Origin of the sequence: Paenibacillus sp. SAF-068 (assembly GCF_051967555.1) — a bacterium.
GTDB lineage: Bacteria > Bacillota > Bacilli > Paenibacillales > Paenibacillaceae > Paenibacillus.
Genome location: NZ_JBQCJX010000001.1, coordinates 2,422,534 through 2,447,919 on the forward strand (window position 1 = coordinate 2,422,534; position 25,386 = coordinate 2,447,919).

The window sequence follows — 25,386 nt, forward strand, 5'->3', positions numbered from 1 at the left end:
GAGAGGTGAAATCAAACGTGATCTAAATGTAATATGAGCAAGAAACACAAAAATGCAATAGTCCACAGGGGATACCAATGCAGCATAAATTCTTTAATAAAGTTGATGCTGCTGTACTGGATGTCGGGATACTAATTGAGGATTTGAAGGCAGAACTCGAAAGATATTAATCTCATTTGGACAAATTTAAGCTACGGACAAGACCATTGTGTCATCTCCGATTAGACAATAAATAATTGTGATTTGTGAAATTGGCTATTCAATAAGGATTGCTGTGATGCATATAAGGTAACATATAGTCCCATTAGAAGTCGCTAATATAGCGACTTTTTATGTATGCATCTAATTTAATCAACTTACTCGAAATCACGCGTCAAACGTCTCACCCACATAATGAAAAGAGTGAATATGCGTTTTGGTGAGTTCAATCACGTTCTTAATAAATGCCTCACGTGATTCGCGATATCCGCTTAATATCCAATTGTTCAACAGTCCAAAAAAACCGTAGGCGGTGTAGTACTTGAAGTAGTCCATGTTCACCGGGGAGTTATTGATCGTCTCAAAGACAAATTGCTCCTGATAGATTTTGAGTATGGTTTGTGGAAAGCCTGTATGTAAACCAGGTAACGTATCATCGTATTGAATCAGTTCGAAGAAGTCACGGTGTTCATAGATATAATCCACGATTTGAAAAGATTCGGCATCCAGCTTGTTTGTTGAAACCTTTTGGCCGTGCCAATAGGGTTTACCTACTGCACCCCTCAATCCTTCGAGTGTCATACTCAACAACTCTTCGGCGAGTATATATTTATCCTGGTAGTGTAAATAAAACGTGCTGCGATTATAACCCGCCTGATCAACGATGTCTTTCACAGAAACACCATGGAATCCTTTTTTCTTAATAAGCTGAATCAGAGCGGTTTTTAGGTGCTCCTTGGTTCGATTACGATGTTGAGCTGTCACAGTAAGTTCATTATTCATTCAAAAAAACTCCTATAAATATAGACATATTTTTATGAAGTGTCTACGAGGTAGACACTTGGTCATATCTTAATGATTGGAATGTTACAATTTTAAGCATAGAATTAGTTTTGTAAACATCATATAGCACTATTTATATAGGCGCTATTCAAAATATTATACTGGGGGATTTATTCATGGGCAAACTACAGGATAAAGTAGCAATCATTACAGGAGGAGCATCCGGAATCGGCGCAGCGACAGCTCGTCTGTTCGTTTCCGAGGGAGCCAAAGTGGTTTTGGTCGATCTGAATGAAGAAAAAGGCAAGGCGTTTGAGCAGGAACTGAAAGCGCTTAATGCGGAAGCTCTCTTTATCAAGGCAAACATCACGAGTGAAGAAGAGGTTTCCGAGATTTTCAAAAAAACCGTAGAAGTGTTCGGTCAAGTGGATATCGTATTCAACAATGCGGGCATTGGACGTGTTCATCCTACACATGAGCTTGATTATGCCGAATGGCGCAATACGGTCAATGTTGATCTGGACGGCGTTTTCTTGGTTGCACGTGAATCGATCCGCGAAATGCTGAAAATTGGCGGAGGCACAATCGTCAACACGGCATCCATGTACGGATGGGTTGGTTCACCTGGTTCTGCAGCCTACAATGCTGCTAAAGGTGGCGTTGTGAACCTGACTCGTTCACTGGCGCTGGAGTATGCTGAGCAGAATATTCGGGTAAACTCCCTTTGCCCAGGCTTCATCGACACACCAATTATCCCGGAAGAGAGCAAGCAAGCACTCTCTGCAGCAACACCGATGAAACGTCTGGGTCAGGCAGAAGAGATGGCGAAAGCCGTTCTGTTCCTGGCTAGCGATGATTCTTCATACATGACTGGAAATAGCCTGATCATCGATGGTGGGTATACCGCTCAATAAGTGTTGCATTTGTCACCAGAGAAAAATCTATTTCCCATTTCCATTAAAAGTCGCTTTTATAGCGGCTTTTTTTGTTATATCAGTAACTTTGAGTACAAGTTCAAAGACAAGCAAAAGGATATGCTCCAAATGCCAAATACCTGCTTCTGAGTGAAGTCAAAGATTGAAGGTTGCAAGTTGAAGAGTTAGACGGATGACGAGCACACAGCAGTTGGCTATTCATAATAGATGGCTTCATAAGGAAATTCCAACTTATTCAAGCGATATTCTTTGGGCGACATGGACATATATTGGCGAAACACTTTGCCGAAATAGCTGGGACTCTCAAAGCCGCATTGTTGACCAATTTGTGAGATCGGAAGTTCTGTTGTACGGAGTAGCCGAACTGCAACCTCAATTCGTCTGTCTTTGAGATAGGCTAGCGGTGAGGTTTTCTCCGATTTCTGAAATAGCCTGCACAAGTAGTGTTTATTGATATCGCAATGGCTGGCCAGCAGATCCAGCGTTAATGGAGATGCATAGTTCTCTCGAATGAACTTTTTACATTTCTCAATTGTTGTTATGGATAGGGCACCGATATCCTTCTCCGCATCCCGACTCGTCTGCACGAGGATAAGTAGCCACCGATAGACTTGCATGGACAAGCGATACTTGTCCGTGACTTTATCTTGATGGATCAAATGGATAATTTGCCATAACTCTTGAATCAGGGGAGAATCCGCGTTTCGTTGAATGACATGTCCCTCATTATCATGAATCATATCCCAGATTCGGTTGGCTTCATCCCCGCGAATGTTAATCCATATAAATTCCCATGGTTCGTTATTCTCTTGTTTATAGTAATAGCAATGTTCTCCGTAGATTTTAACAAGCAGGGCATGTCCCTTTGGTAAAGGAATCGTTTGATTATCAATATCCAAATACCCCTGACCATTAAGCGTGTATTGAAAAACAACATGCCCCGGGTCCGGTCTATCATCACTTGGACAACGATATTCCTCGCTTGAAACGATCTGCCATCCAATAGAGTCCAGTGTCATGATTGATGTATCGTCATTACGAAAAGCGTAAGATACCGTATGAACCATACGTGAATCTCCTTCCTGAAAAAGTCAATTATTTTATATAATACGTCACATTTTTTAGATTGTCTGTCTTTTTTTAGACCTGTAAGATAAATGTAAGCGGTAACATAAAGAGGAGGTGGCTGTAAATTGAGTTTATATGACAACAAGCTGGGGAAGATCGAACTGTTGATTCTAAAAATGAATTTTTAGATAAGGAGGCGTTAATCGAATGATCCGAAGAACTGTTTCCATCCAGAAGTCGATGTTTGTATCTTTTTTAGCACTCCTTATGGTTATTTCACTGGCTGTTCCTCCGGCGCCCATCCGTGCAGAGTCATCACCCAACACCATGCAGGGTCGTCAGGCAGAATACCTGAATCGGGGTTTGGTTGCGGTTCTTGTAGACAATGGCGTTTTCTTAAGTTGGAGGTATTTAAACAACGACCCAGATGATATCGCTTTCAACATATATAAAAATGGAACCAAAGTAAATGCATCGCCTATAAGCGACGTGACAAACTATGTGGACACCACTGGTTTTGACAGCTCGCAATATCAGCTCTCTACCGTTATTGCAGGCAAGGAGCAGATGCTGCCGGAAGTTGTATCGGTCTGGCATAACGATTATTTGCCTATCCCGCTCGATAAACCAGCGGATGGACGGACGAAGGATGGAGGAACCTACTCCTATTATGCAGGGGACGCTTCCGTAGCTGACTTGGACGGAGATGGTGAATATGAGATCGTCTTCCTGTGGAGTCCGAGCAACTCCAAAGATAATTCGCAGGCCGGTTACACCGGCAATGTCTATATCGATGCCATCAAACTGGACGGCACGAAGCTGTGGAGGATTGACTTGGGCATTAACATCCGTGCCGGAGCGCATTATACACAGTTAATGGTGTATGACCTGGATGGAAACGGAAAGGCAGAGGTTGTTGTCAAGACGGCGGACGGCACGAAGGATGGCCAAGGCACAGTCATTGGTGACGGGACGAAAGATTATCGCAACGATGGCGGATACATACTGTCAGGGCCGGAATATCTCACGCTGTTTGATGGTGAGACTGGGGCGGCCGTATCGACCGTTAATTATGATCCCCCAAGAGGAAACGTCAGTGATTGGGGTGACGGCTATGGTAACCGTGTAGACCGATTCCTTGGCGCAATTGCTTATCTGGACGGCACAAAACCGAGTGTCGTGATGAGCCGGGGTTATTATACCCGTACTGTGCTTGTTGCATATGACTATGTAGGCGGGGAACTCGTCAAGCGTTGGACGTTCGATACCAACGAAGCAGGATCACAATATCAATCACAGGGCAACCATAATCTAAGTGTGCTGGATGCCGACAATGATGGCAAGGACGAGATTATGTTTGGCGCCCTGGCCATAGATGACGACGGCAGCTTGATGTACAGTACCGGACTTGGACACGGTGATGCCATGCACGCTGGCCAGCTTGATCCGAACCGGGATGGTTACCAGGTGGTAAGCGTACACGAGCATTCAGATGCAGCGTACGGACTGGAGATGCGCGATGCGGCAACAGGTGAGATTCTCTGGGGCGAGAAAACAGGTTTTGACACCGGTCGCGGAATGTCGGCGGACATTGATCCGAACTATCCGGGCTACGAGTCATGGGCAACGACCGTTACCAACGGTCAAAGTGTACCTGTGACCAATACCTATTCGGCTGCAGGAGAAGCGATCTATACTGTGGACGAAGGACCCACAACTGCCAACTTCGCCATCTGGTGGGATGGAGATCTTCAGCGAGAGCTGTTTGACCATCAGTGGGATAACAGTACCGCCAAAGGAATTCCCCTCATTTACAAATGGGATTACGAAAATAAAAAGCTGAATGAAATCTTCCGTGCAACTGGTACGCTAACGAACAATCATACTAAAGGCAATCCGGCGCTTCAGGCGGATATTCTGGGCGACTGGCGTGAAGAAATTCTGCTGCGGAGCGAAGATAGCTCGGAATATCGTCTCTATACAACGACCATCCCTTCAGATTATCGCATCCCTACGTTGATGCAGGACCCTGTGTATCGACTTGGCGTAGCCTGGCAAAATGTAGCCTACAATCAGCCGCCTCATACCGGCTTTTATCTCGGAGCGGAAGCTACAGCATTCCCGAAAGCCGATCTGTCGCTGACCCGCGAAGCAGAAATGCCGGAGCAGGTTTACCGTTTTGATTTTGGTACAGAGACAGCTTCAGGAAATACGGCTATACAAGACACGTTATACACACAAGAGACGGGATATGGGTTCAAGGATACAAGTGGTGTTACCGTAGGTGAAAATGAGGTTTCGGTCGCGACAGGTACGACATTTGCTGTTGACCTGCCAAATGCCAACTACAAAGTGACACTGCGATTGGGGAATGAAGCACATGACTCCAACGTGGGGGTCAAATCCGAATTCGTTCAGAAGCTCGCCGTAACAAATGTGACCGCTGGAACACCACTGGAGTATTCCTATGATGTTGCATTGGTCGATGGACAGCTTGATCTGCTCTTCACCGGTACAGCCATAGACATCCAGGATGTCATCATCGAAAAATATCCGGAGAAAGCAGCGGGTGCGGCAACAACGATCTATATGGCTGGTGATTCAACCATGCAATCGTATAGTGAATTGCAGGCTCCTCAAGAAGGATGGGGTCAGCAGTTCGGACGTTATTTCTCGAATGGCGCAGTGATTGTGAACGATGCGATTGGCGGCCGAAGCAGCAAATCATTTATGGTCGATGGTCGTCTGGATACGATCTTGCAACGAATCAAACCCGGGGATTTCTTCTTCATTTCCTTTGGTCATAATGACGCCAGTGCAGGGATACCGGATCGGTATGCTTCACCGGAGGATTATAAGGTCTACCTGGCTCGTTATATAAACGGTGCTAAACAGCGTGGTGCTACACCGGTACTGCTCACTCCGGTAGGTCGCAGAGATTTCAATACGGTGACTCAGGAATTCAACGTCAGCTTCCCTGCATATGTGCAGGCTGCAAAAGAAGTGGCGGAAGAGCAGAACGTGCCGTTGATTGATCTGAGCAAGTTAAGTATTGCGTACTACGACAAAATTGGTAATACCGCTACGGAAAAGGTATTCCTGTATGCTAATCCGGGTGAATATCCAAAGTACCCGAATGGAATCAACGATAATACCCATTTCAGCAGCTATGGTGCACAGAAAATTGCCGGACTTGTTGCTGGTGCGGTCAAAGACATGGAGCTGAGTATCTCATCACTGGTCATTGACCCGGATATTACCGAACCCGAACCAGAGCCGGAAATCCAACTCTATGAAGAGGATTTTGAAGGCGATGCTGCGGGCTACCAGTATGCAATGGTCAATGCAACGGGTATTGCAGGAACCATGGCGGGAACGGTGGTCGAGCAGTCCGGAAATAAGGTACTGTCCGTCACAGGGTCCGGATCGGGCAATCGGGCCAAGGTGTTTCGTCTGTTTGATGCCGTAAACGGTGATCAAGTAAAAGTGAACTTTGACTGGCAATCCGGTAATGTGAGTGCCTATCCATCAGAAGGACATCTCACGATTCAGGATTCTAACGAAAATGCCCTGTTCACGCTGTATACCAAGACCGGAAGCTCGAAAATCCATTATTTTATCGGTGCGTATAATCCGGACTACGGCACAGGGGATACGGCCATACCCGAAGGGGGAACAGCTACAGATATTTCCAAGAATCAGTGGATCAATGTGGATGCAACCATTAATTTCACGGAGAAAACACTTGATTTGACATTAAGTAATCTGGCAGACTCAACAGTTACTCAGACGATCAAAGATATCCAGATGAGTTCCGCCGCCTATGCGGACAATATCAGATCCATGCGGTTCCTGGGTACGAGAAAAGGCGGTGGAGGCACGTTGAACTGGACCACCCAGATCGACAACGTGCGGATTGAAGGCACAGAACTTGCTTCGGAGGGCGGCGACCAGGCGGCCTTAATCGCTCTGTACGATGAGATCAAAGCACTTGATCTGTCGGAATATTCAGATGCATCGAAGGCCGTGCTGAACCAGGCTTTGGCAGCTGCTGAAGCGATATTCAATACGGAAGCCACTCAGGCTCAAGTGGACCATACGTTTAATATGTTAACTGTTGCGAAGAATTCATTGACAAGTGAAGCAAGCGAAGAGATAAACGAATACCAATTTGATTTTGGTTCTGGCAGTGCAGCCGACGGATATATCAAAGTAGATGCCAAAAGAGCGTACATCGAAGGTAACGGTTATGGCTTTGCCGATACTGCACTGACCAAAGATGAGAACCGTGAGACCGGGGATGCACTCCAAGAGGATTTCACACGGGTAAACGGCACCTCCTTCCTGGTGGAGATGAAGCCAGCCAATTACCGGGTAACGATGACCATCGGGGATGCGGAAGAATCAACCAGCGCAAATGTTGTTGTCGAGCAGATGACAAAGCTGCCGCTCACAACCATTGCCAAGGGCGAATTCAAAGAAATTACGTACGACATTGCCTTGATCGATGGAGTATTTAACTTCAACTTCACCGGAAATGCACCGAAGATTAATGCGCTGAAGCTGGAGCGTCTGCCAGATCACAGTGCAAGCGATAAACCTGTTATATATTTGGCGAGCGATTCCACCGTGGCCAATTACGCGGAGAACTATCGTCCGCAAGCTGGCTGGGGTGAAACGTTAGATGACTATTTCGATCAGAATGAAGTCAGTATTGATAACCGGGCAGTCGGGGGATTGAGCAGTAAGACCTTCCTGGTTGGCGGATATCTCAACGATATTTTGCTCGACATTCATGAAGGTGATTATCTGTTCATGCAGTGGTCTCATAACGATTCCACGCCATCCCGTCCCGAGCGTTATCTGACGCCCGAGCAGTTTAAGGTATATTTGAAAGAATACATTGACGGTGCACGCCAGAGAGGTGCAATTCCGGTTCTGGTTACACCAGTGAATCGCCGTGATTTTACCGGAGAGGTGCTGAATAAAAGCTTCCCGGCATACGTACAGGCGATGAAAGAAACGGCGCAGGAAACGGAAACGCTCATCATCGATCTGAACCAGGCCAGTTGGGAACATTTCCAGGAGCTTGGCACAGAAGGAACCAAATCGATATTCATGTGGGTAGGTACAACCGAAGACAATACACATTTGCAGATGAACGGTGCAATCAAGGTGTCTGAACTCGTGGCACGCCTTGTAAAAGATTTGAATATTCCGCTATCTGATTTTGTCACACTGGAAGGGGAGTCACCGGAGCAGAAAGCCCCGCATACCAAGGCGACTTTGGAAGGGGAATCGCAGAACGACTGGTATACTTCTCCTGTACAAGTAACCTTTACAGCAAGTGATGAAGATTCCGAAATCGAAGGGACCTATTATCAAATCAATGGTGGCGAAACGGTGAGTGGTACACAGTTGACCCTGACTGAAGAAGGTACACATACGATCACCTACTGGAGCGTCGATGTTGACGGTAATAAAGAGAGTGAACAATCGTTGTCCGTGTCCATTGATCTCGTACCTCCAACCATTGAAATTCATGGTCAAACCGAATACACCATTGATCAACATGTGGAAATTGGTTATACCGCTTCCGATACGGTATCCGGTGTGTCAGAACCGGTGGGTGTGCTCCTGGACACTCCGGCGTATTCCCTGGAGCCGGGCCTGAACCAGGTTACGGCTACGATCACCGATGTGGCAGGCTGGGAACAGACGGTAGAATATCGTTTTGGGGTTATTGCTACATTCGACAGCCTGATCAATCTAACCAACGCCTTTGCTGATGAATCGATCGATCCAAATGCTGGTGTACTTGCAGATCAGCTTGCGAACACGTTACAGCAGGCCAAACAGGCAGCAAACAATCGTGAAGGTGCAAAAGCGCGTCAATTGCTAGCATCCTACGGTAATGATGTTCAAGCAGCTAGAGGAACCGTATTTACAGATGAGCAGGCAAGTGTGCTAATCAAGTGGGGAGAATGGCTCCATCAGGCAACGCCACTCGCAAACGATGCACCTGGCACACCGGTGTTATCTGACAATAATGGTTACGACACGGGGCTCAAAGACGGGGAGTATACCGTCACGATGAATCTGTGGTGGGGAAATAACGGCAATCAGTTCAAGCTGTATGAGAATGGTGAATTGATTAAGGAAATTTCTCTGGTGGATCAATCCCCAGCCGCCCAATCTGTTCAAGTTGACATGACTGGGAAGAAAAATGGTACCTATATCTATACCGGGGAATTAATCAATGCACTCGGTACGACCATGAGTGTTCCGTTGACAGTTGTCGTCACGGATGCTTCCCCGGGGCAAGCCGTTCTGTCGCATGACAATTGGGACGGTGACGGGAACTATCATGTCACCATGAATCTATGGTGGGGAACAAATGCAACCGAATATGAACTTTACGAAAACGGTGTACGGATTGATACACAATCCCTGCAATCTCACTCACCTGCTGCACAGTCTGCGGTTACTTCAATCTCGGGGAGGGCACCTGGAATCTATGAGTATGAAGCAATACTTCGTAATTCTTCAGGGGAAACCAAATCTCACAAATTAAATGTGACGGTACGAGAGTAGAGTAGGTATATCAAAAGTGCTGCACCTCATCATTCTGAGGTGCAGCACTTTTGTCTTTTCTGAGAAGCTCTGAACAGTAAGGGTAATGACAACTACAAGTATGAAAGCGTTTGACTTATTTGAATATCAATCTATAATGATGAAAGGAAATTGGACTTGGAGCAAGCTTCCATACACAGGAGGCTTGCTGTTTCATTTTCAGAAGGAGAATGACCCCATGACTCTTAAAAAAAGAATATTTTTATTGTTCTTTCTCAGTGCATTTATCCCTTTTATCAGCATATTTGCAATCTCCTATTATACCATTGACTCCATTTTCGCCAATAAGATCGACGATGGCATTCGGAGCAATTTACAGCAGGTGACAGCCTCATTGGAGAATTCAATTACCAATCTGAATCACGTTACGCAGCAATTGTCCTATAGTGGTACTTCAGGCAAGAGACTGGATGAGTTTTTGAATCCGTCCGCTGATATCTTTCAATTGATTGAGGCCCGGGAGGAATTAAAGAGTGAGTTAAGCGTGGTTACATTTACCAATCCGAATATCGGGTTGACCTTGTATTACTTCCAGAAAGAAGGAACCACACAGTTTGGCAACTTTCCAATCAAAGACCGTTTATCTTTTGAATCTTTGCCTGTGCTCTCTCAAACCTATGGTATTAAGTACTACGGCCCTCATATCAGTATGAACCGATTCGATGACCAACTCGTTCTGTCTGCGATGCGAAAAGTACAACTCTCCAAAAGGGACGATGTGTATATTTACGTAGAATCCGGCTTTCGCCTTACTCAGGATATCTTGGGCTACTCTCAATACAACGGCGCCTTATCCCATCTCATTCTGGATGCTTCAGGAAATATTGTGTACAGTGAAATACCGGAAGCCATGAAGGTCGGGGAGAATTTCCCCAGCCTAACATCAGATCCTGCCAAGGACGGAGTATCCCGCGGGTATCACTGGTTCAAGGAGGATTCTTCACAGAAATGGAGTGTCATATCGGTCATTTCGCAGGATCAATATCAACAGGAGAAAAACCAGTGGTTGCTTCAAATTTTGCTGGTCGCTTTATTTTTCCTCGGCTTTACCGTGTTTCTCGCCTGGCTCTTGTGGAAGATGGTCTACAAACCGCTCGGGCTGTTCCATTCGGAAATCAACGGGATGTCCAAGAATCCACAAACCACAGGAAGCCGAGCTCGTACTCAGATTCCCGAATTTGATTTTCTGCTCGGTGAATTTTCGAATATGCAGCATCAGATTGGTGACCTCTTTAAGGAAGTTCAGCAGAAAGAGAAGATCCGTGCAGACCTGGAGGTGGAAAAACTGCTCTATCAGATCAACCCGCACTTTCTGATGAATACACTGGATACGGTACACTGGTTGGCCGTCATGAACGGTCAAGGGGAGATCGACAAGCTGGTACAGTCCTTGAACAAGCTTCTTTATTACAATCTGGGCAAATTAGGACAAATATCCACGATGGCAGAGGAGATTGATGCGTTAAGACAGTATCTGATTTTGCAGCAAATTCGGTATGACTTTGAATTTGACGTTCGCATTACTGCAGATGAACAGGTACTCCAAATTCCTGTGCCCCGCTTCATTCTGCAACCGCTGGTTGAAAATTCGTTATATCATGGATTGAGTGACGAAGGTTTTATACAGATTGAAGTGACATGCACTGCAACGTTGAACATTATGATCCAAGATAATGGTGCAGGCATGACAGAAGAGACCATTCATAATCTGCTGAACAATCGTGTGGCTGAACAACAAAAAGTTGGGATGGGCATCGGACTCAATTACGTTCATCGCATGTTGAAAGCACAGTATGGGGACCAAGCACAACTGGTGATCGAGAGTGAATTGGGAACAGGGACCAGCATTCTGCTCGTATTACCTATTAAAGGAGAAGATATCTCGGCATGATTAAGGTGTTGATTGTAGATGATGATAAGCTGGTTCGCAAAGGCATTAGCTCTGCGATGCCATGGAACGAGTTCAACATGGAGGTTGTAGGAGAGGCCAGCAACGGGGCGAAAGCGCTGGATTTCCTGAAAACCCAACCGGTCGATCTGATGCTGACGGATCTTGCGATGCCCGTCATGTCAGGGATTGAACTGATGCGAGCTGCGAGACAGCTTTATCCGGAACTTCATATTGTTGTGTTAACCCTGCATCAGGATTTCGATTATATCCAGGAAGCGCTTAGGCTTGGAGCCATCGACTATATAGCCAAAGTCCAGCTGGAGAAAGAGCAATTCGAACATGTTCTGCAACGGATACATACCCGGATGAACGGGTTGACGAATACGATCCGAAAGTTGCCTTCGCAAAATGAAATCAATGTCCATTATCAAAATGTGTATGTACTTGTTTCACAGGATCGCAAATCAGAGCATAAGTGGCCAATGGAGATAACTGCGCAGGACAGTGAGATCAGGTGGGAAGTTGAACGTAATAGCTGCATGTGGGCTGCCCATCCGTCCAAAGAGGATCAACTATTCCATCAATTGAAGGCGTCTCTGGATCAAATTCCCCATGGTACGTTGTTGGTGTTGTCTGATGTACAAGAACGTACGTGGTCGCAAATCAAAAACTGGATTATAAATTATACAGATACGTCTTTATTCTATGCTTACAACCCCAATATCCCAGTCATTGCTGTTTCAATGAATGAGGAAGACATATGTTCAAAAGAACCGCAGGATGAAGATATGGATCGGATCAAACAAAGTTGGTTCCAGACACCATGGACTCACCAGGAGAGTTACTATAACCAACTTATTGACCAGTTTATATCATTACGATTACATAAAGGTCCCTTGATGGGATTGCTGTACTCAATCGTGATGGAATGGAACCATCTTTTTGCCCAAACCACGCTTGGAAGAATCTCCATGATTCATTCTTTCGAGTCCTGGTACGAGGTTGAGGAATGGATTAAGCAGACTGCTGCAAGCATACGAAAGGCAGATGAACAGACGTCATATTCGCCGGAGATCATCGATGCGGTAAAAAAAGCAGTGATGATCGTGCAGCATGATATGGAACAGGCCTATACAGCTTCAGGACTCTCCCAACAACTTAATATCAGTCGAAGTTATTTCAGTCAATGTTTCAAAGATCTGATGGGGAAAACCTTTAATGAATACTCCCGTTTCATCCGGGTAGAGAAGTCCAAAGAATATTTGCTCAATACGAACGACACCATTTTCTGGATTGCGGAGCGAGTGGGTTACACGGATGAGAAATATTTTAGCCGGATTTTTCGCGAATTGACAGGTCTTCTACCAAGCGAGTATCGGCAGCAAGGCAGAGGGAATTAATAGCCGACAGCTTCCTGTTTCAGGAGCTGACGGCTTTTGTTTTTGATTCAAAGTAAGGGTAGTTAGACGAATGTAGATCAGCAGGTAGGGTAAATGTTCTCAAGTTTGAAGTGCTTTGTAATTTCGATTGAAAACTGTACACATTACTCTATCCAAACGACCGTACAATCCCTATCTCCATTAGTCTACACTTCATTTTATAATGAAAGCGCAAACAAAAATGAACATCAGAATAAAGGGGAATCGAATTAGATGAAAACAACATGGTCCATGAAAAACAAACTGCTGACAAAAGGTCTGGCTGTACTGTCCATGTCAGCCTTAATGGTTGCAATTCTCGCGGCATGTGGAGACTCTTCCACTCCGCCTACTGCAGAGGAAGCAGGCAAGTATGAGGTAACGCCGGGGGATCCGTTCAGTGCCTATAAAGACGAAATTTCCGTAACCATGGGACGGGTAACTACAGCCAATCCAAAACTGCCGGCCGGTGATACCTATGAAAACAACGCATATACCCGACTGGTCAAAGACACGTTTAATGCTCAGATTACAGATCAATTTGAAGCCAATGGCGAAGATTATAGCCGTCAGGTTTCGCTCGCCATCGCATCCGGGGAATTGCCAGACATGATGCGTGTTGATTCCAAAGATGAATTGAAAGAACTGGTGGATAACGATCTGATTGAGGATCTGACAGCCATATATGATCAATATGCTACAGACAATATCAAGCAGATATACGATTCCTATGATGGTCGTGCATTAGAAAATGCAACGATTGATGGACGTTTGATGGGACTTCCGGCGACTTCTCTGGATTCCGCACCCACCATGGTTTGGGTTCGTCAGGACTGGTTGGATCTGTTGGGAATTCAACTTGATGCAGACGGAGACGGTGCCATCTCGCTCGATGAAGTAGAGAAAACGGCACAGGAATTCCTGGAAAGAGACCCTGGCCAATCCGGGAACCCGGTAGGTATTCCATTTGTGAACACGATGAATACAACAGATTATAATGGCTCTGCATATACGATGCTGGGTGTGGCCTCAACCGAGGGTGCCTTCCCGCAATATTGGATGAATGGTGAAGACGGTAAAATCGTGTATGGTTCCACGACAGAAGCAACGAAGAAGATGCTGGGTATCATGGCGGATTGGTTCAAGAATGGCGTCATTGATCCGCAATTCGGAACCCGCACGTTTGACGATATTACCGCACTGTACGCCAACGGCCAAAGCGGTATTGCTTTTGGACCATGGCATATCCCTGACTGGGGACTGATCAGTGCGAAACAGATGGATAAGAATGCGAAGTTCTCGGCTTATACGCTGGAAGATGCAGACGGCAAAGTCAACGTGGCGCATGCCAATCCATCCAATCAATTTATCGTGGTGAGAAAGGGATATGAACACCCTGAACTGGCTGTTAAGATTCTTAATCTGTTCTACGATAAATTGGCCAATGATAAAGATGCCGCTACAACCATGCCGGAAGCTGCCAAGTACCAGGAGACCGGGGTAGACGGATCAACAAGACCTTTTAACATCGAAGTCAACTCGGCTACATCGCTCCTGGATGATTACTCTGACGTTGTTCGTGGCATCAAAGGTGAGATTGGCCTGGATGAGGTTCGAACAACCGAATCGAAAAACAATATCGGAAGCATCAAAACCTATTTGAGCGACATGGATACAGATGATGTAACTGCTTGGTCCAAATATCATTCACGAATCAACGGAGTGGGGCTGATCGACAAACTGACACAGGAAAACAAATTCGTATGGATGACACCTGCATTCTCCGGCACTACAGCAAGTATGAAACAGACGTGGGCCAATCTGACGAAGTTGGAGCAGGAGTCGTTTATCAAAATCATAACGGGTTCAGAACCTTTAGATTACTTCGATACATTCGTGAATAACTGGAAAAAACAAGGCGGTGATCAAGTGATTCAGGAAATTGAAGATGAGATCGCATCCAAACAATAATATCCATGCACAGTAGCAGGGCTGCGATACGCAGCCTTTCTTCAACGAAAGGGGTTCATCCATGAAACAGGGGAAATTGAAAGCGAGAGGACGGCTCGGTCCAGGTGCCATGTACCATATGATGATGCTGCCGGGCATTTTGTTTTTGCTGGTATTCAGCTATATCCCGATGGTTGGCGTCATCACAGCCTTTCAGGACTATGTACCGGCGAAAGGAATGTTTGGCTCCGAATTTGTGGGGCTGAAGCATTTTATGTATATGTTCAAGCTGCCGGATATTGCGCAGGTCGTCAGTAATACGTTGGTGATTGCGATTGGCAAGATTTTGCTTGGAACGATGATGGCTATCATTTTTTCCGTTTTATTAAATGAAATTCGTATTAAATACGTTAAAAAGTCCGTGCAGACGATTGTTTATCTGCCGCACTTTCTATCCTGGGTGGTCCTAGCATCCGTCGTTGTCAACATGTTCAGTTTGGACGGAATTGTAAACCAAATGCTTGCGTTCTTTGGCCTGGAGAATATTAATTTTCTTGGCAGCAACACCTGGTTCCAGCCACTTATTATAGGAACAGACGTGTGGAAGGAGTTTGGTTACAGTTCCATCGTCTATTTGGCTGCCATTACGTCCATTGATCCCGGTCTGTACGAAGCGGCAGGAATGGATGGAGCCAGTTGGTGGAGAAAAGTATGGCATATTACCTTACCGGGTATGCTCCCTATTATTCTGCTCATGGGTGTAATGAGCCTGACCAATATTTTGAGCGCCGGTTTCGATCAAATCTATAACTTGTATAACCCGGTTGTCTATGAGTCGGGCGATATTCTGGATACCTATGTCTATCGGATCGGTCTCGTTGGGCGACAGTACAGCTTCGGTACGGCTGTTGGTTTATTCAAGTCTGTAATCGGCATTGTGCTGCTTATGTCTGCCAACCAGTTGGCCAAAAAATATACGGATCGAAAAATCTTCTAAGGAGGCCAAACCTGTGTCCTATTCTGCAAACTTCAAAGAACGAATTGGCCGGTTTGTCATCTATGCCATCGTCATTATGCTGGCATTGGTCTGCCTTCTTCCATTATGGAATATCGTTGCCATATCATTCAGCAGCAGCGAGGCGGTATCCGCAAATGCGGTAGGTCTCGTTCCGGTCAATTTTACAACAGCCGCGTATACCAAAATTATCGATGATTCACAGTTCTGGCGTTCCTTTGGCATCTCCATTCTACGTGTCGCGCTTACTCTTGCGCTTAATATGATTTTGATTATTTTAATGGCATATCCGTTATCCAAATCAAAGAGGGATTTTAAAGGCAGGAACATTTATATGAATATCATGATTTTTGCCATGTTGTTCAGTGGAGGCATGATCCCAAGTTACCTGCTGATCAAAAACCTGGATATGCTGAATACGATATGGGCACTGGTTCTGCCAGGCGCTGTCCCGATATTCAGTGTCATCCTCGTGATGAATTTTTTCTCCGCTGTACCTAAAGCGCTTGAAGAGGCAGCGTTCATTGATGGGGCAAATCCGCTTCAGGTATTGTTCAAAGTGTATGTTCCCGTGTCCATTCCTGCGCTGGCGACAGTCGCCCTGTTCAGTATCGTAGGTACATGGAATGACTTCTTCAGTGGTTTGATCTATATGACCAAAGTCAGCAATTATCCGCTAATGACCTATATTCAGTCCCTTAACGTGAATATTGCCGATTTGCTTCAAGCCGGCACGAACTCCAGCGAACTCAGCAACCTGACTGAAATTTCGAACAAAAACCTGAACGCAGCCAAAATCGTGGTCGCTGTTATCCCACTGTTGCTGATTTATCCGCTGCTGCAAAAATACTTTGTAACTGGCATTGTCGTCGGATCGGTCAAAGAATAAAACCACGTTTTCGTGTGTTAGAAAGGTTGATTGAACATGGAAAATAAAAAATGGTGGAAAGAAACCGTTGTGTATCAAATATATCCACGGAGCTTTCAAGATCGAAACGGAGATGGTATCGGCGACTTGAAGGGTATTGTATCCCGATTGGATTATTTGCAAGAACTCGGCATTGGTGCGATCTGGTTATCACCTGTTTGCAAGTCTCCTCAGGATGATTACGGTTATGATATTTCAGATTATCAGGATATCGATCCGATGTTTGGGTCTTTGGAAGATATGGAAACGTTAATTCTTGAAGCCAAGAAACGAAATATTCGGATCATCATGGATCTGGTGTTGAACCATACATCGGATGAACACCCATGGTTTCAAGAAGCCAAAAAAGGCAAAGACAATCCGTACCATGACTACTACGTCTGGAGAGATGGTGTTGAAAAAACACCTCCGAACGACTTGGGTTCCACTTTCGGCGGTTCAGCCTGGGAATGGGTGCCTGAGATCGGGCAATATTATTTGCATCTATTTTCCGTCAAACAGCCAGATCTCAACTGGGAAAACCCAAAAGTCCGGCAAGAGATATACGACATGATCAATTGGTGGATCGACAAGGGTGTTGGTGGTTTCCGACTTGACGTTATCGACTTAATTGGCAAAGAACCGGATGCAAAGATTACAGGTAATGGACCTAATTTGCATAAATATATCAGGGAACTGAGCAAAGCAACGTTTCAAAAGGCGGATGACCTGTTAACGGTTGGAGAAACATGGGGCGCTACTCCAGAGATCGCCAAACTGTACAGCAATCCGGATGGCAGTGAGTTCTCAATGGTCTTCCAATTTGAACACATCGGCTTGGATGAACAGGAAGGCAAAGGAAAGTGGGATCTTAAACCTTTGGATGTGCTGGAACTGAAAAAAGTGTTGTCCAAATGGCAGACGGAGCTGGGGGGCGATGCATGGAACAGTCTATTCTGGAACAACCACGATTTGCCTCGCATTGTGTCCCGTTGGGGAAATGACGGAGAATTCCGAATTGAATCGGCTAAAATGTTGGCTACCCTTCTTCATGGCATGCAAGGCACACCTTACATTTATCAGGGTGAAGAATTGGGTATGACCAATGTTCAATATGCGATCGAGGAGTATCGGGATATTGAATTGCTGAACTTTTATAAGGAAAGAATGGGGAAAGGTTATCCTGAACGAAGCGTAATGGAGTCGATCTATGCCAAGGGACGTGATAATGCACGCACACCGATGCAATGGGATGCTTCCGATAACGCAGGTTTTACACAAGGGGAACCTTGGATTAAGGTGAATCCGAATTATATGCATATCCATGCCGAGGAAAGTTTGAATAACCCTGAATCCATATTCCATTATTACCGGGAGTTAATTCAATTACGAAAAGATCATGAAGTCATTGTATATGGTGATTATGAGCTGATCTTTCCAGAGAACCCAGACGTGTTTGCCTATACCCGCACGTTGAATGGTACTACGATTCTAGTGGTATGCAATTTCCAGGGGAATACGATCGAACTCTCACTTAAGGAACAGTTAACAGCGTCCAATCAGCTTTTGATATCCAATTATGCAGGTGAGCACTCAGAGAGCATATTACGACCATATGAAGCAAGAATGTACCTTAGTCATAGTTAAAGCATAATACGTAATACGTTATATCATGTTCAGTTCTCAAGAAAGAAGGATTATATTCAATGAAAAGAGTATGGTGGAAAGAAGCAGTAGCCTATCAAATCTATCCGAGAAGTTTTATGGATTCCAACGGAGACGGGGTTGGTGACATTAAGGGTATCATATCCAAACTGGATTATATTCAAGATCTCGGTATTGATCTGATCTGGATCTGCCCGATGTATAAGTCACCCAATGATGATAATGGTTATGACATCAGTGATTACTGTTCCATTATGGATGAATTCGGTACGATGGCAGACTTTGACCAATTACTGCATGAAGTGCATCACCGCGGCATGAAACTTATTATGGACTTGGTAATCAATCATACAAGTGACGAACACCCATGGTTTATCGAATCCAGAGCTTCGCTGGATAACCCCAAACGAGATTGGTACATCTGGAGAGATGGGAAGAACGGAGACGAACCGAATAACTGGGAGAGCATCTTTGGCGGTTCTGCCTGGGAATATGATGAAGCATCCGGACAGTACTATCTCCATCTGTTCTCCAAAAAACAACCGGACTTGAATTGGGCAAATCCAGAAGTTCGGAAATCCATATATGAAATGATGAATTGGTGGCTGGATAAAGGAATTGATGGTTTCCGTGTCGATGCAATCAGCCATATTCACAAAGAAGAGGGCTTATTGGATATGCCCATCAGGGAAGGCGTCAAATACATCTCGTCTTTTGAAAAGCATATGAATGTGAAGGGAATCCAGAGTTATCTGCAAGAAATGAAAGAGAACACATTATCCAGATATGACGTCGTGACTGTTGGTGAAGCGAACGGAGTTAAAGTGGAGGACCAGGAAGATTTGCTTGATTGGATCTGTGAAGTCAGAGGGAAATTTAATATGGTCTTCCAATTCGAACACCTGGACCTTTGGAACAACAGCACAGACAGGCAACTGGATGTTCCCAAATTGAAAAACGTCTTGACCAAGTGGCAAAAATCACTGGAAGGCATCGGCTGGAATGCTTTGTTTATTGAAAATCATGATCAGCCGCGCAAAGTTTCATCTTGGGGAAATGACACAAAGTATTGGTATGAAAGTGCCACAGCGCTTGGAGCGATGTACTTTTTTATGCAAGGTACACCTTTCATATATCAAGGGCAAGAAATAGGCATGACTAATGTGGCTTATCCTTCCATAGAAGACTATAACGACATAGCTGATCGGAATCTATATCAGATCAAACGTGAAGAGGGGATGTCCCATGAGGAAATCATGAACATCATCTGGGCTTCAAGTCGTGATAATTCCAGAACGCCGATGCAATGGACTTCGGCCACAGAAGCCGGGTTTACCACGAGTACGCCATGGCTGAAGGTGAATGACAATTACATCAATATTAATGTAGAGAAACAACTGCAGGAACCGCGTTCCATCCTTCACTTTTACAAACAAATGATTCAGCTGCGAAAAAAACACGATACGTTGACTTATGGGATCTATGAACTTCTCATGCCGGATCATCCGAGTGTATATGCATATACACGTACACTGGCAGACCAAAAGGTGTTGGTACTCATCAATCTTACTGAACACATCGTGGAACTTGAGGAAGATCAGCTTGGCCTGAACTTCTCAGAAATCTGGCTTACCAACTATGAGAATGGCATGCTGCCACTCGTGTTGCGACCGTTCGAAACCATTGTTGGTTTAAGCAATCAAATATAAGCAAAAAAGGCGTCTATATCATGGTTTGAATGATATAGCGCCTTTTATTGTTGTGTAAGCATATAAAAATCAGCTGCAAATATTAGCCCTAGTGTTACTGATGGAGAACATCCGCATATTCAGAGATACGCTCGAAACGTCCCTTGGCAAAAGGACATAATGGTAAAATCTTAATGCCGTTTTCCCGCGCGTATTCCACCATAGCTTTGATGAGCTCATCGCCAAGTCCTTGTCCGCGATATGCATTTTCGACCAATGTGTGATCAATAATGTACAGCTCCGGACTTGAGATTACATACGTCATCACTGCAGCAATGTCGCCTTTATCTTGAATAAGAAATCTTTTATTGGCAGCTTCATGTTCTACATTATGCATGTTCATCCTCTTTCTTTGTTGAGAATTCATCGTTCAGAAGCTTGTACGTCAATGCTCCGCTCGGACATGTATCAATATGCCGGGCAATGGCCTCCGAAGTGTCACCATCGGGATCAACCCAAGGACGTTTGCTCAAATCAAAAACAGCAGGAAGACCCTTTACGCAAATACCGGAATGAATGCAGACATCCGAATTAAACATGACTTCGATATCTTTACCGTAGTACAACTTTTGTTTGCTCATATTTCCTCACATCTTTCACTGTTGAGTTTGTTTACAGATCCTTATTCCAGGATTTCATGGCAAGCCATCTCCGGCTCTCAATGTCCGAATTATAAATGAGGAATCATGAATTAGTCAACGTGACGAATTATCTAATACGTTGATGTATGCTGTAGGCGCTCGTCTCGTTTGCACAGAAATTTCCTTTCTCAATCAGTGAGAGACTCATCCTTGATGAGATGAGGAACTGGTTTAGTGGCTTCGATCTGAAATTGATCGGAATATGATTTGAGGTTGCCAGCAAGGCCGGCGAGCTGCCCGGAGATGTTCGACAGTTCACTCGCCGATCGCTGCTGCTCCTCAGCACTGGCCGTTACTTCTTCAGCCATGGCCGAAGTTTCCTCCGTTGCAGAGGCGATATAGCTTAAGTGCTGTTCCACTTCCTGACGAATAGAATGCATATTCATTGTACGATTTTCCAAACGCTGAGCAAGCTCGTGCACTTCAGTTGATAAGCGGCTAACTTGTCGGAACGCCTGGAGACAATCAGCGATCTGTTCTTCCTGCTCCTTGACCGCCACCATATTCGCTTCAAAATGGCTGCCCATCCGGTGGATCTCTTGAACAAACGAACTCAGAATCTCATCAATCTCCTGGATTGAACGTTCCGATTGCTGAGCGAGTTGTCCCATTTCACCAGCAACGACTGCAAAGCCTTTACCTGCCTCGCCAGCGCGGGCTGCCTCGATGGAAGCATTCAGCGATAGAATCTGGGTTTGTTTCAGGATACTGTGGATTTGTCCACTAATGGAGGAAGCGAGTTCCGATTGAGTGGTCAAAGAACTGGATATTTCCTGCTGATGCTCAACCCGCTTGGCATTCTCCCGGCCTTTTTTAAGCAAAACTTCATGTTCACGTGTAACTTGCATTTGTACGGCAGACAGCTGCTCTGATGTATGGGTAAACTGATGCACATAGGAACCTACTTCATCCATAATTCTGCCGAGGTTCTCCGAATGCTGGACGGAGTGTTCTGTCTCTTCAGCCTGTTTCATGGAGCCAATGGCGATTTCCTCGATTGCTCTGGAGAGTTCTTCCGTCTGACGTTGGTTCGTCTGAGCCGTTTCCGCAATATTTGTCGAGGAATTCTGCAGCGTATTCGACCCTTGCTGAATGCCCGTCAGTATGTTCGTCAATTGCGCAATCATGACATTAATCAGATCACTGATATCGCCGAGCTGATCGTTGGTCATATGTGTGGATACAACTTTGAGATTCCCATCCGCGACCTGTTCGAGGCTCGACTTAATATCGCGTACTTGTCTAAGGATGCCTCTTACCACCAACAGCATCATGACCAGCGATAGAATCAATACAACCACGAAAAACGGAATAATGGTCCGATACGCATGATTCACCGATTCAGCGGACACTTGATTCACTGCTGCAGCCGAAATATCAATGCCCAGATAGCCAATAACTTCACCTTGTGAATCCTTGATCGGTGTAAAGGAGGAGAGAAGCTGGCCCCAGGTTGGATCGTCCACAATGCCTGTAGTAACAACTTCACCGCTTAACAGGCGTTCCTGAATCTGGGGATTGAATTCCATTGCCGTCCCGTAAGAGCTATATTCCCCGTCGTCCCAATCTGCCCCATCTACCGTGTAAATCCACCCGTCTGACGTTTTGTTATACATATATACATAGAGGGCCCCCGATTGAAGCCGGACTTTAACGAGTTCGTCTCTAAGTCTTTTGTATTCATCGCTTTCCTCTGAAGCCATAGAGGATAATGTCTTGATTGATTCCGATTCCTGGCCTAGCAGGGAGGCGGTATTTACTGCTAACTGCTGATTCTTATGCTGCATGGTCATTACAGATGCATTTTTACTGGAGTCGATGGTTGTCCACATGATAAGGCCGCCCATGGCCAGTAATGGAACCAGAATGATCAAATACAGCTTAAATCTTAAATCCATCTTTTTTTTGCGAGTCTGTCTCAAGTTCTGTTCCCCCTTGGATGTAATAAAGCAATATGGTTTGTTTGCAAAACCCCATACTATTTATCGTAACATTGAAGGGGGAAATGAAGACTAATTCTGAATTTGTATATACATAAAGGTTGAAAGAGACATACTTGAGAAAGTATTCGAATTTTTCAGTGAGGGTAAGGGCTATAAATGGATTGTACTTGGTGGTAAACAGTGTTACTCTAAAAGTCTGTGTTCGACAAATTATTTAATAATACTCACCAATTTAGTTATAAAGAAAGGTAACACTATGATAAAAGTTGATAACTTATCCTTCTCGTTTCCACAAAAAGAACTATATCAAGACATTTCGTTTACACTTGAAGAGGCGCAACATTGCGCTTTTATAGGAACGAGTGGCAGTGGAAAAAGTACACTGATTGATATATTGATGGATCCGGAAAGATATTTGTTCGATGGCAAGTTAGAGATTGACCCGGATTGCAGAATTGGGTACGTGAGTCAGTTCTCGCAAGTCGACAGCGCGAAAGAAATGACCGTTTTTGAATATATCGGAGAAGAATTCATCAAGATACAAGATAAAATCACAGCCCTTTATGCTGAAATGGCCACTACAACCGATATGGATTCGTTGATGGAAAAGGTTCAATTGGCTTTGGATGCCTTCGAGGCAATGGATGGGGATAATTACGAGAATACCATTAATAAGCAGCTAAATCTGGCCAACCTCATGAAGCTAAAAGATCTGGATGTATCCGAATTAAGCGGCGGGGAATTCAAACTTATTCAAGTGATGAAGGAAATGCTGAGTCGCCCTGACTTAATGATCATGGACGAACCCGATGTATTTTTAGACTTCGAAAATCTAAACGCACTTAAAAAATTAATTAATTCCCACAAGGGTATGCTGCTCGTTGTTACGCATAACCGCTATCTGTTGAACCATTGTTTCAATAAAATAATACACCTTGAAAACACGGAGATCCAAGAGTTTGACGGGCGATACATTGATTATAACTTCTCGCTGCTTCAGACTAAGATCGAGCTGCAAGAAATCGCGGTTGCTGAAGCTGAAGAAATTGAAAGATACGACCACATCATCGACAATCTTAGAGAGATCGCCACGTATAACTCGGAAGCCTCCAGAGGCAGAGCGTTAAAAGCCAGAGTCAGGTTTCAAGAGAGATTGGAAGCACGTCGAATTAAAGAACCCTTTGTCGATATCAAGCAGCCAAATATCCGTTTTGGTATGGATAAGGAAATGGAAGACACCGTTGTGGTTAACGTCCATAACTATAGCGTTTCCTTTGACGAGTTGCTTTTGGAAAATGTGAACTTTGAGATCAAATCGACAGACAAGGTAGCTCTGATCGGTCCAAACGGTACTGGGAAGACGACGTTACTTCGAGAAATCTTCCAAAATAATCAGGATTCCATTGAAATACATGCTGAGGCTACAATGGCTTATTTATCTCAGTTCCAAGGCGAAATGCTCAAGGATTCGAATACTATACTAAACGACTTTATTGATGCCGGGTTCCAAACGTATGATGAGATTAGATCTCATCTTTTGCACTATGGCTTCGAAGGAGAAATCCTTGATCAGAAGATAGAATCTCTATCTGGTGGCGAAAAAAATATGCTTCAATTGGCCAAAGTTGCTGCCAGTCAAGCGAGCGTGTTGCTTTTGGATGAACCGACAAGCCATTTAGACATCTATTCACAAATCGCATTGGAAAAAGCTATTGAGGACTACAAAGGTGCAATTCTCATGATTTCTCATGATTTCTATTCTGTTGTGAATGGTATGGATTATGTTTTGATTATTGAGGACAAAACGATTACTAAAATGAGTATAGAAGAATTTAGAGAGATGATATATACGAGTCATTTCGATGAGAACTATCTGGAAACGGAACAACAGAAAAAGTCTGTTGAAATGAAAATCGAATTGGCTTTGAAAGATACTAATTTTGAACTTGCAAAAAGTTTGGTTGATGAACTGGAAAAGCTGATTAAGTTGCTTTAGACAAATAAATAGTTCATAAATCTAAATCCCCCTGTACGCGGAATGATCCGTATACAGGGGGATTTCTTCTAGAAACAGCTAAACGAACTGATTCGCTGCAGATCGATGCCGGTGTATAACCAAAAGAAGCCATTCCAGCGGAACCCAGCCACCGAATTTCTACCTACAAATACCGGGTACATCCAGAAGCCGGGACCCCGATCCGGCCAGATGTATGTGTACCGAAACAGACAGCCGGAGATAGCTCTTGGATCTACCGCAAACAAAGTAGCGGGTTGCTGTGGAGTGAATGATGGTGGCGGCCCGCTAGGTGCCTGCACGCCTTGTGGTCCGCCGCCTCCACCTCCGGGGAACGATGGAGGACCTGGCATTCCCCCAGGTCCACCAGGTCCACCAGGTCCACCAGGTCCTCCGGGTCCCCAAGGTCCGCCAAATCCTCCGCCAGGTCCAAAAGGAGGTAAAAATGTCATATCGCATCACTCCTGTTCATTAGTCTAATGTATTGTATGTAGGCAATTGAACAGGGGAATGGGTGGGAGCCCAGATTTTATATTTGAACTATGGTGAAGGAGCATCCGCTGGTTCTCCAGTAGCT

At 44.8% G+C, this 25,386-nt stretch carries 16 protein-coding genes; 10 read left to right on the forward strand and 6 right to left on the reverse strand.

Features of this window, described 5'->3' with window-relative positions; all coding sequences use genetic code 11:
- Positions 1-366 precede the first annotated feature (366 nt).
- Positions 367-981 carry a TetR/AcrR family transcriptional regulator gene (locus ACTHPG_RS10525; protein ID WP_440389164.1) on the reverse strand — a complete coding sequence of 205 codons (615 nt, stop codon included), beginning with the start codon at positions 979-981 and terminating at the stop codon, positions 367-369.
- Positions 982-1,157: 176 nt separating this feature from the next.
- Here ACTHPG_RS10525 and ACTHPG_RS10530 point away from each other — a divergent pair, with 176 nt between their 5' ends.
- The gene (locus ACTHPG_RS10530; RefSeq protein WP_440389165.1) at positions 1,158-1,895 is read left to right on the forward strand and encodes an SDR family NAD(P)-dependent oxidoreductase; all 738 of its coding nucleotides are present in this window, start codon (positions 1,158-1,160) and stop codon (positions 1,893-1,895) included.
- A gap of 215 nt (positions 1,896-2,110) precedes the next feature.
- Here the strand turns inward: ACTHPG_RS10530 and ACTHPG_RS10535 are convergent, their stop codons facing one another.
- On the reverse strand, positions 2,111-2,983 hold the full coding sequence (locus ACTHPG_RS10535) for an AraC family transcriptional regulator (protein ID WP_440389167.1): 873 nt from the start codon (positions 2,981-2,983) through the stop codon (positions 2,111-2,113).
- 208 nt (positions 2,984-3,191) lie between these two features.
- Here ACTHPG_RS10535 and ACTHPG_RS10540 point away from each other — a divergent pair, with 208 nt between their 5' ends.
- The 8 genes from ACTHPG_RS10540 (at position 3,192) to ACTHPG_RS10575 (ending at position 20,172) form a co-directional block, all read left to right on the forward strand.
- Complete coding sequence (locus ACTHPG_RS10540; protein ID WP_440389169.1) at positions 3,192-9,578, forward strand: rhamnogalacturonan lyase family protein; 6,387 nt, start codon at positions 3,192-3,194, stop codon at positions 9,576-9,578.
- Positions 9,579-9,795: 217 nt separating this feature from the next.
- Complete coding sequence (locus ACTHPG_RS10545) at positions 9,796-11,508, forward strand: histidine kinase (RefSeq protein WP_440389171.1); 1,713 nt, start codon at positions 9,796-9,798, stop codon at positions 11,506-11,508.
- A complete protein-coding gene (locus tag ACTHPG_RS10550; protein ID WP_440389173.1) occupies positions 11,505-12,908 on the forward strand; it encodes a response regulator transcription factor in 1,404 nt (467 codons plus the stop codon). The genes ACTHPG_RS10545 and ACTHPG_RS10550 overlap by 4 nt, the downstream gene beginning before the upstream one ends.
- A 252-nt stretch (positions 12,909-13,160) precedes the next feature.
- Entirely contained in the window at positions 13,161-14,897 is a 1,737-nt protein-coding gene (locus ACTHPG_RS10555) for a sugar ABC transporter substrate-binding protein (RefSeq protein ID WP_440389175.1), read from the forward strand.
- 61 nt (positions 14,898-14,958) lie between these two features.
- Positions 14,959-15,873, forward strand: a complete 915-nt coding sequence (locus ACTHPG_RS10560; RefSeq protein WP_440389177.1) for an ABC transporter permease — start codon at positions 14,959-14,961, stop codon at positions 15,871-15,873.
- Between the two features lie 13 nt (positions 15,874-15,886).
- Positions 15,887-16,780, forward strand: a complete 894-nt coding sequence (locus ACTHPG_RS10565; protein ID WP_440389179.1) for a carbohydrate ABC transporter permease — start codon at positions 15,887-15,889, stop codon at positions 16,778-16,780.
- Positions 16,781-16,816: 36 nt separating this feature from the next.
- Positions 16,817-18,445 (forward strand): glycoside hydrolase family 13 protein, encoded by a 1,629-nt coding sequence (locus ACTHPG_RS10570; protein WP_440389180.1) that lies wholly within the window; start codon positions 16,817-16,819, stop codon positions 18,443-18,445.
- Positions 18,446-18,504: 59 nt separating this feature from the next.
- Positions 18,505-20,172 (forward strand): glycoside hydrolase family 13 protein, encoded by a 1,668-nt coding sequence (locus tag ACTHPG_RS10575; RefSeq protein WP_440389182.1) that lies wholly within the window; start codon positions 18,505-18,507, stop codon positions 20,170-20,172.
- A 94-nt stretch (positions 20,173-20,266) separates the two neighbouring features.
- Here ACTHPG_RS10575 and ACTHPG_RS10580 read toward each other — a convergent pair whose 3' ends face one another.
- The 3 genes from ACTHPG_RS10580 to ACTHPG_RS10590 all read right to left on the reverse strand — a co-directional run bounded on the left by ACTHPG_RS10580 (position 20,267) and on the right by ACTHPG_RS10590 (position 22,774).
- The gene (locus ACTHPG_RS10580; protein WP_440389184.1) at positions 20,267-20,548 is read right to left on the reverse strand and encodes a GNAT family N-acetyltransferase; all 282 of its coding nucleotides are present in this window, start codon (positions 20,546-20,548) and stop codon (positions 20,267-20,269) included.
- Positions 20,541-20,792 (reverse strand): (4Fe-4S)-binding protein, encoded by a 252-nt coding sequence (locus ACTHPG_RS10585; RefSeq protein ID WP_440389185.1) that lies wholly within the window; start codon positions 20,790-20,792, stop codon positions 20,541-20,543. The genes ACTHPG_RS10580 and ACTHPG_RS10585 overlap by 8 nt, the downstream gene beginning before the upstream one ends.
- A gap of 188 nt (positions 20,793-20,980) precedes the next feature.
- Positions 20,981-22,774 carry a methyl-accepting chemotaxis protein gene (locus ACTHPG_RS10590; protein ID WP_440389187.1) on the reverse strand — a complete coding sequence of 598 codons (1,794 nt, stop codon included), beginning with the start codon at positions 22,772-22,774 and terminating at the stop codon, positions 20,981-20,983.
- 277 nt (positions 22,775-23,051) lie between these two features.
- Between ACTHPG_RS10590 and ACTHPG_RS10595 the strand changes: the two genes are divergently transcribed.
- A complete protein-coding gene (locus tag ACTHPG_RS10595; protein WP_440389188.1) occupies positions 23,052-24,791 on the forward strand; it encodes an ABC-F family ATP-binding cassette domain-containing protein in 1,740 nt (579 codons plus the stop codon).
- A gap of 68 nt (positions 24,792-24,859) precedes the next feature.
- On the opposite strand, the gene ACTHPG_RS10600 is transcribed toward ACTHPG_RS10595, so the two are convergent.
- Complete coding sequence (locus ACTHPG_RS10600) at positions 24,860-25,261, reverse strand: collagen-like protein (protein WP_440389190.1); 402 nt, start codon at positions 25,259-25,261, stop codon at positions 24,860-24,862.
- Between the last annotated feature and the right edge of the window lie 125 nt (positions 25,262-25,386).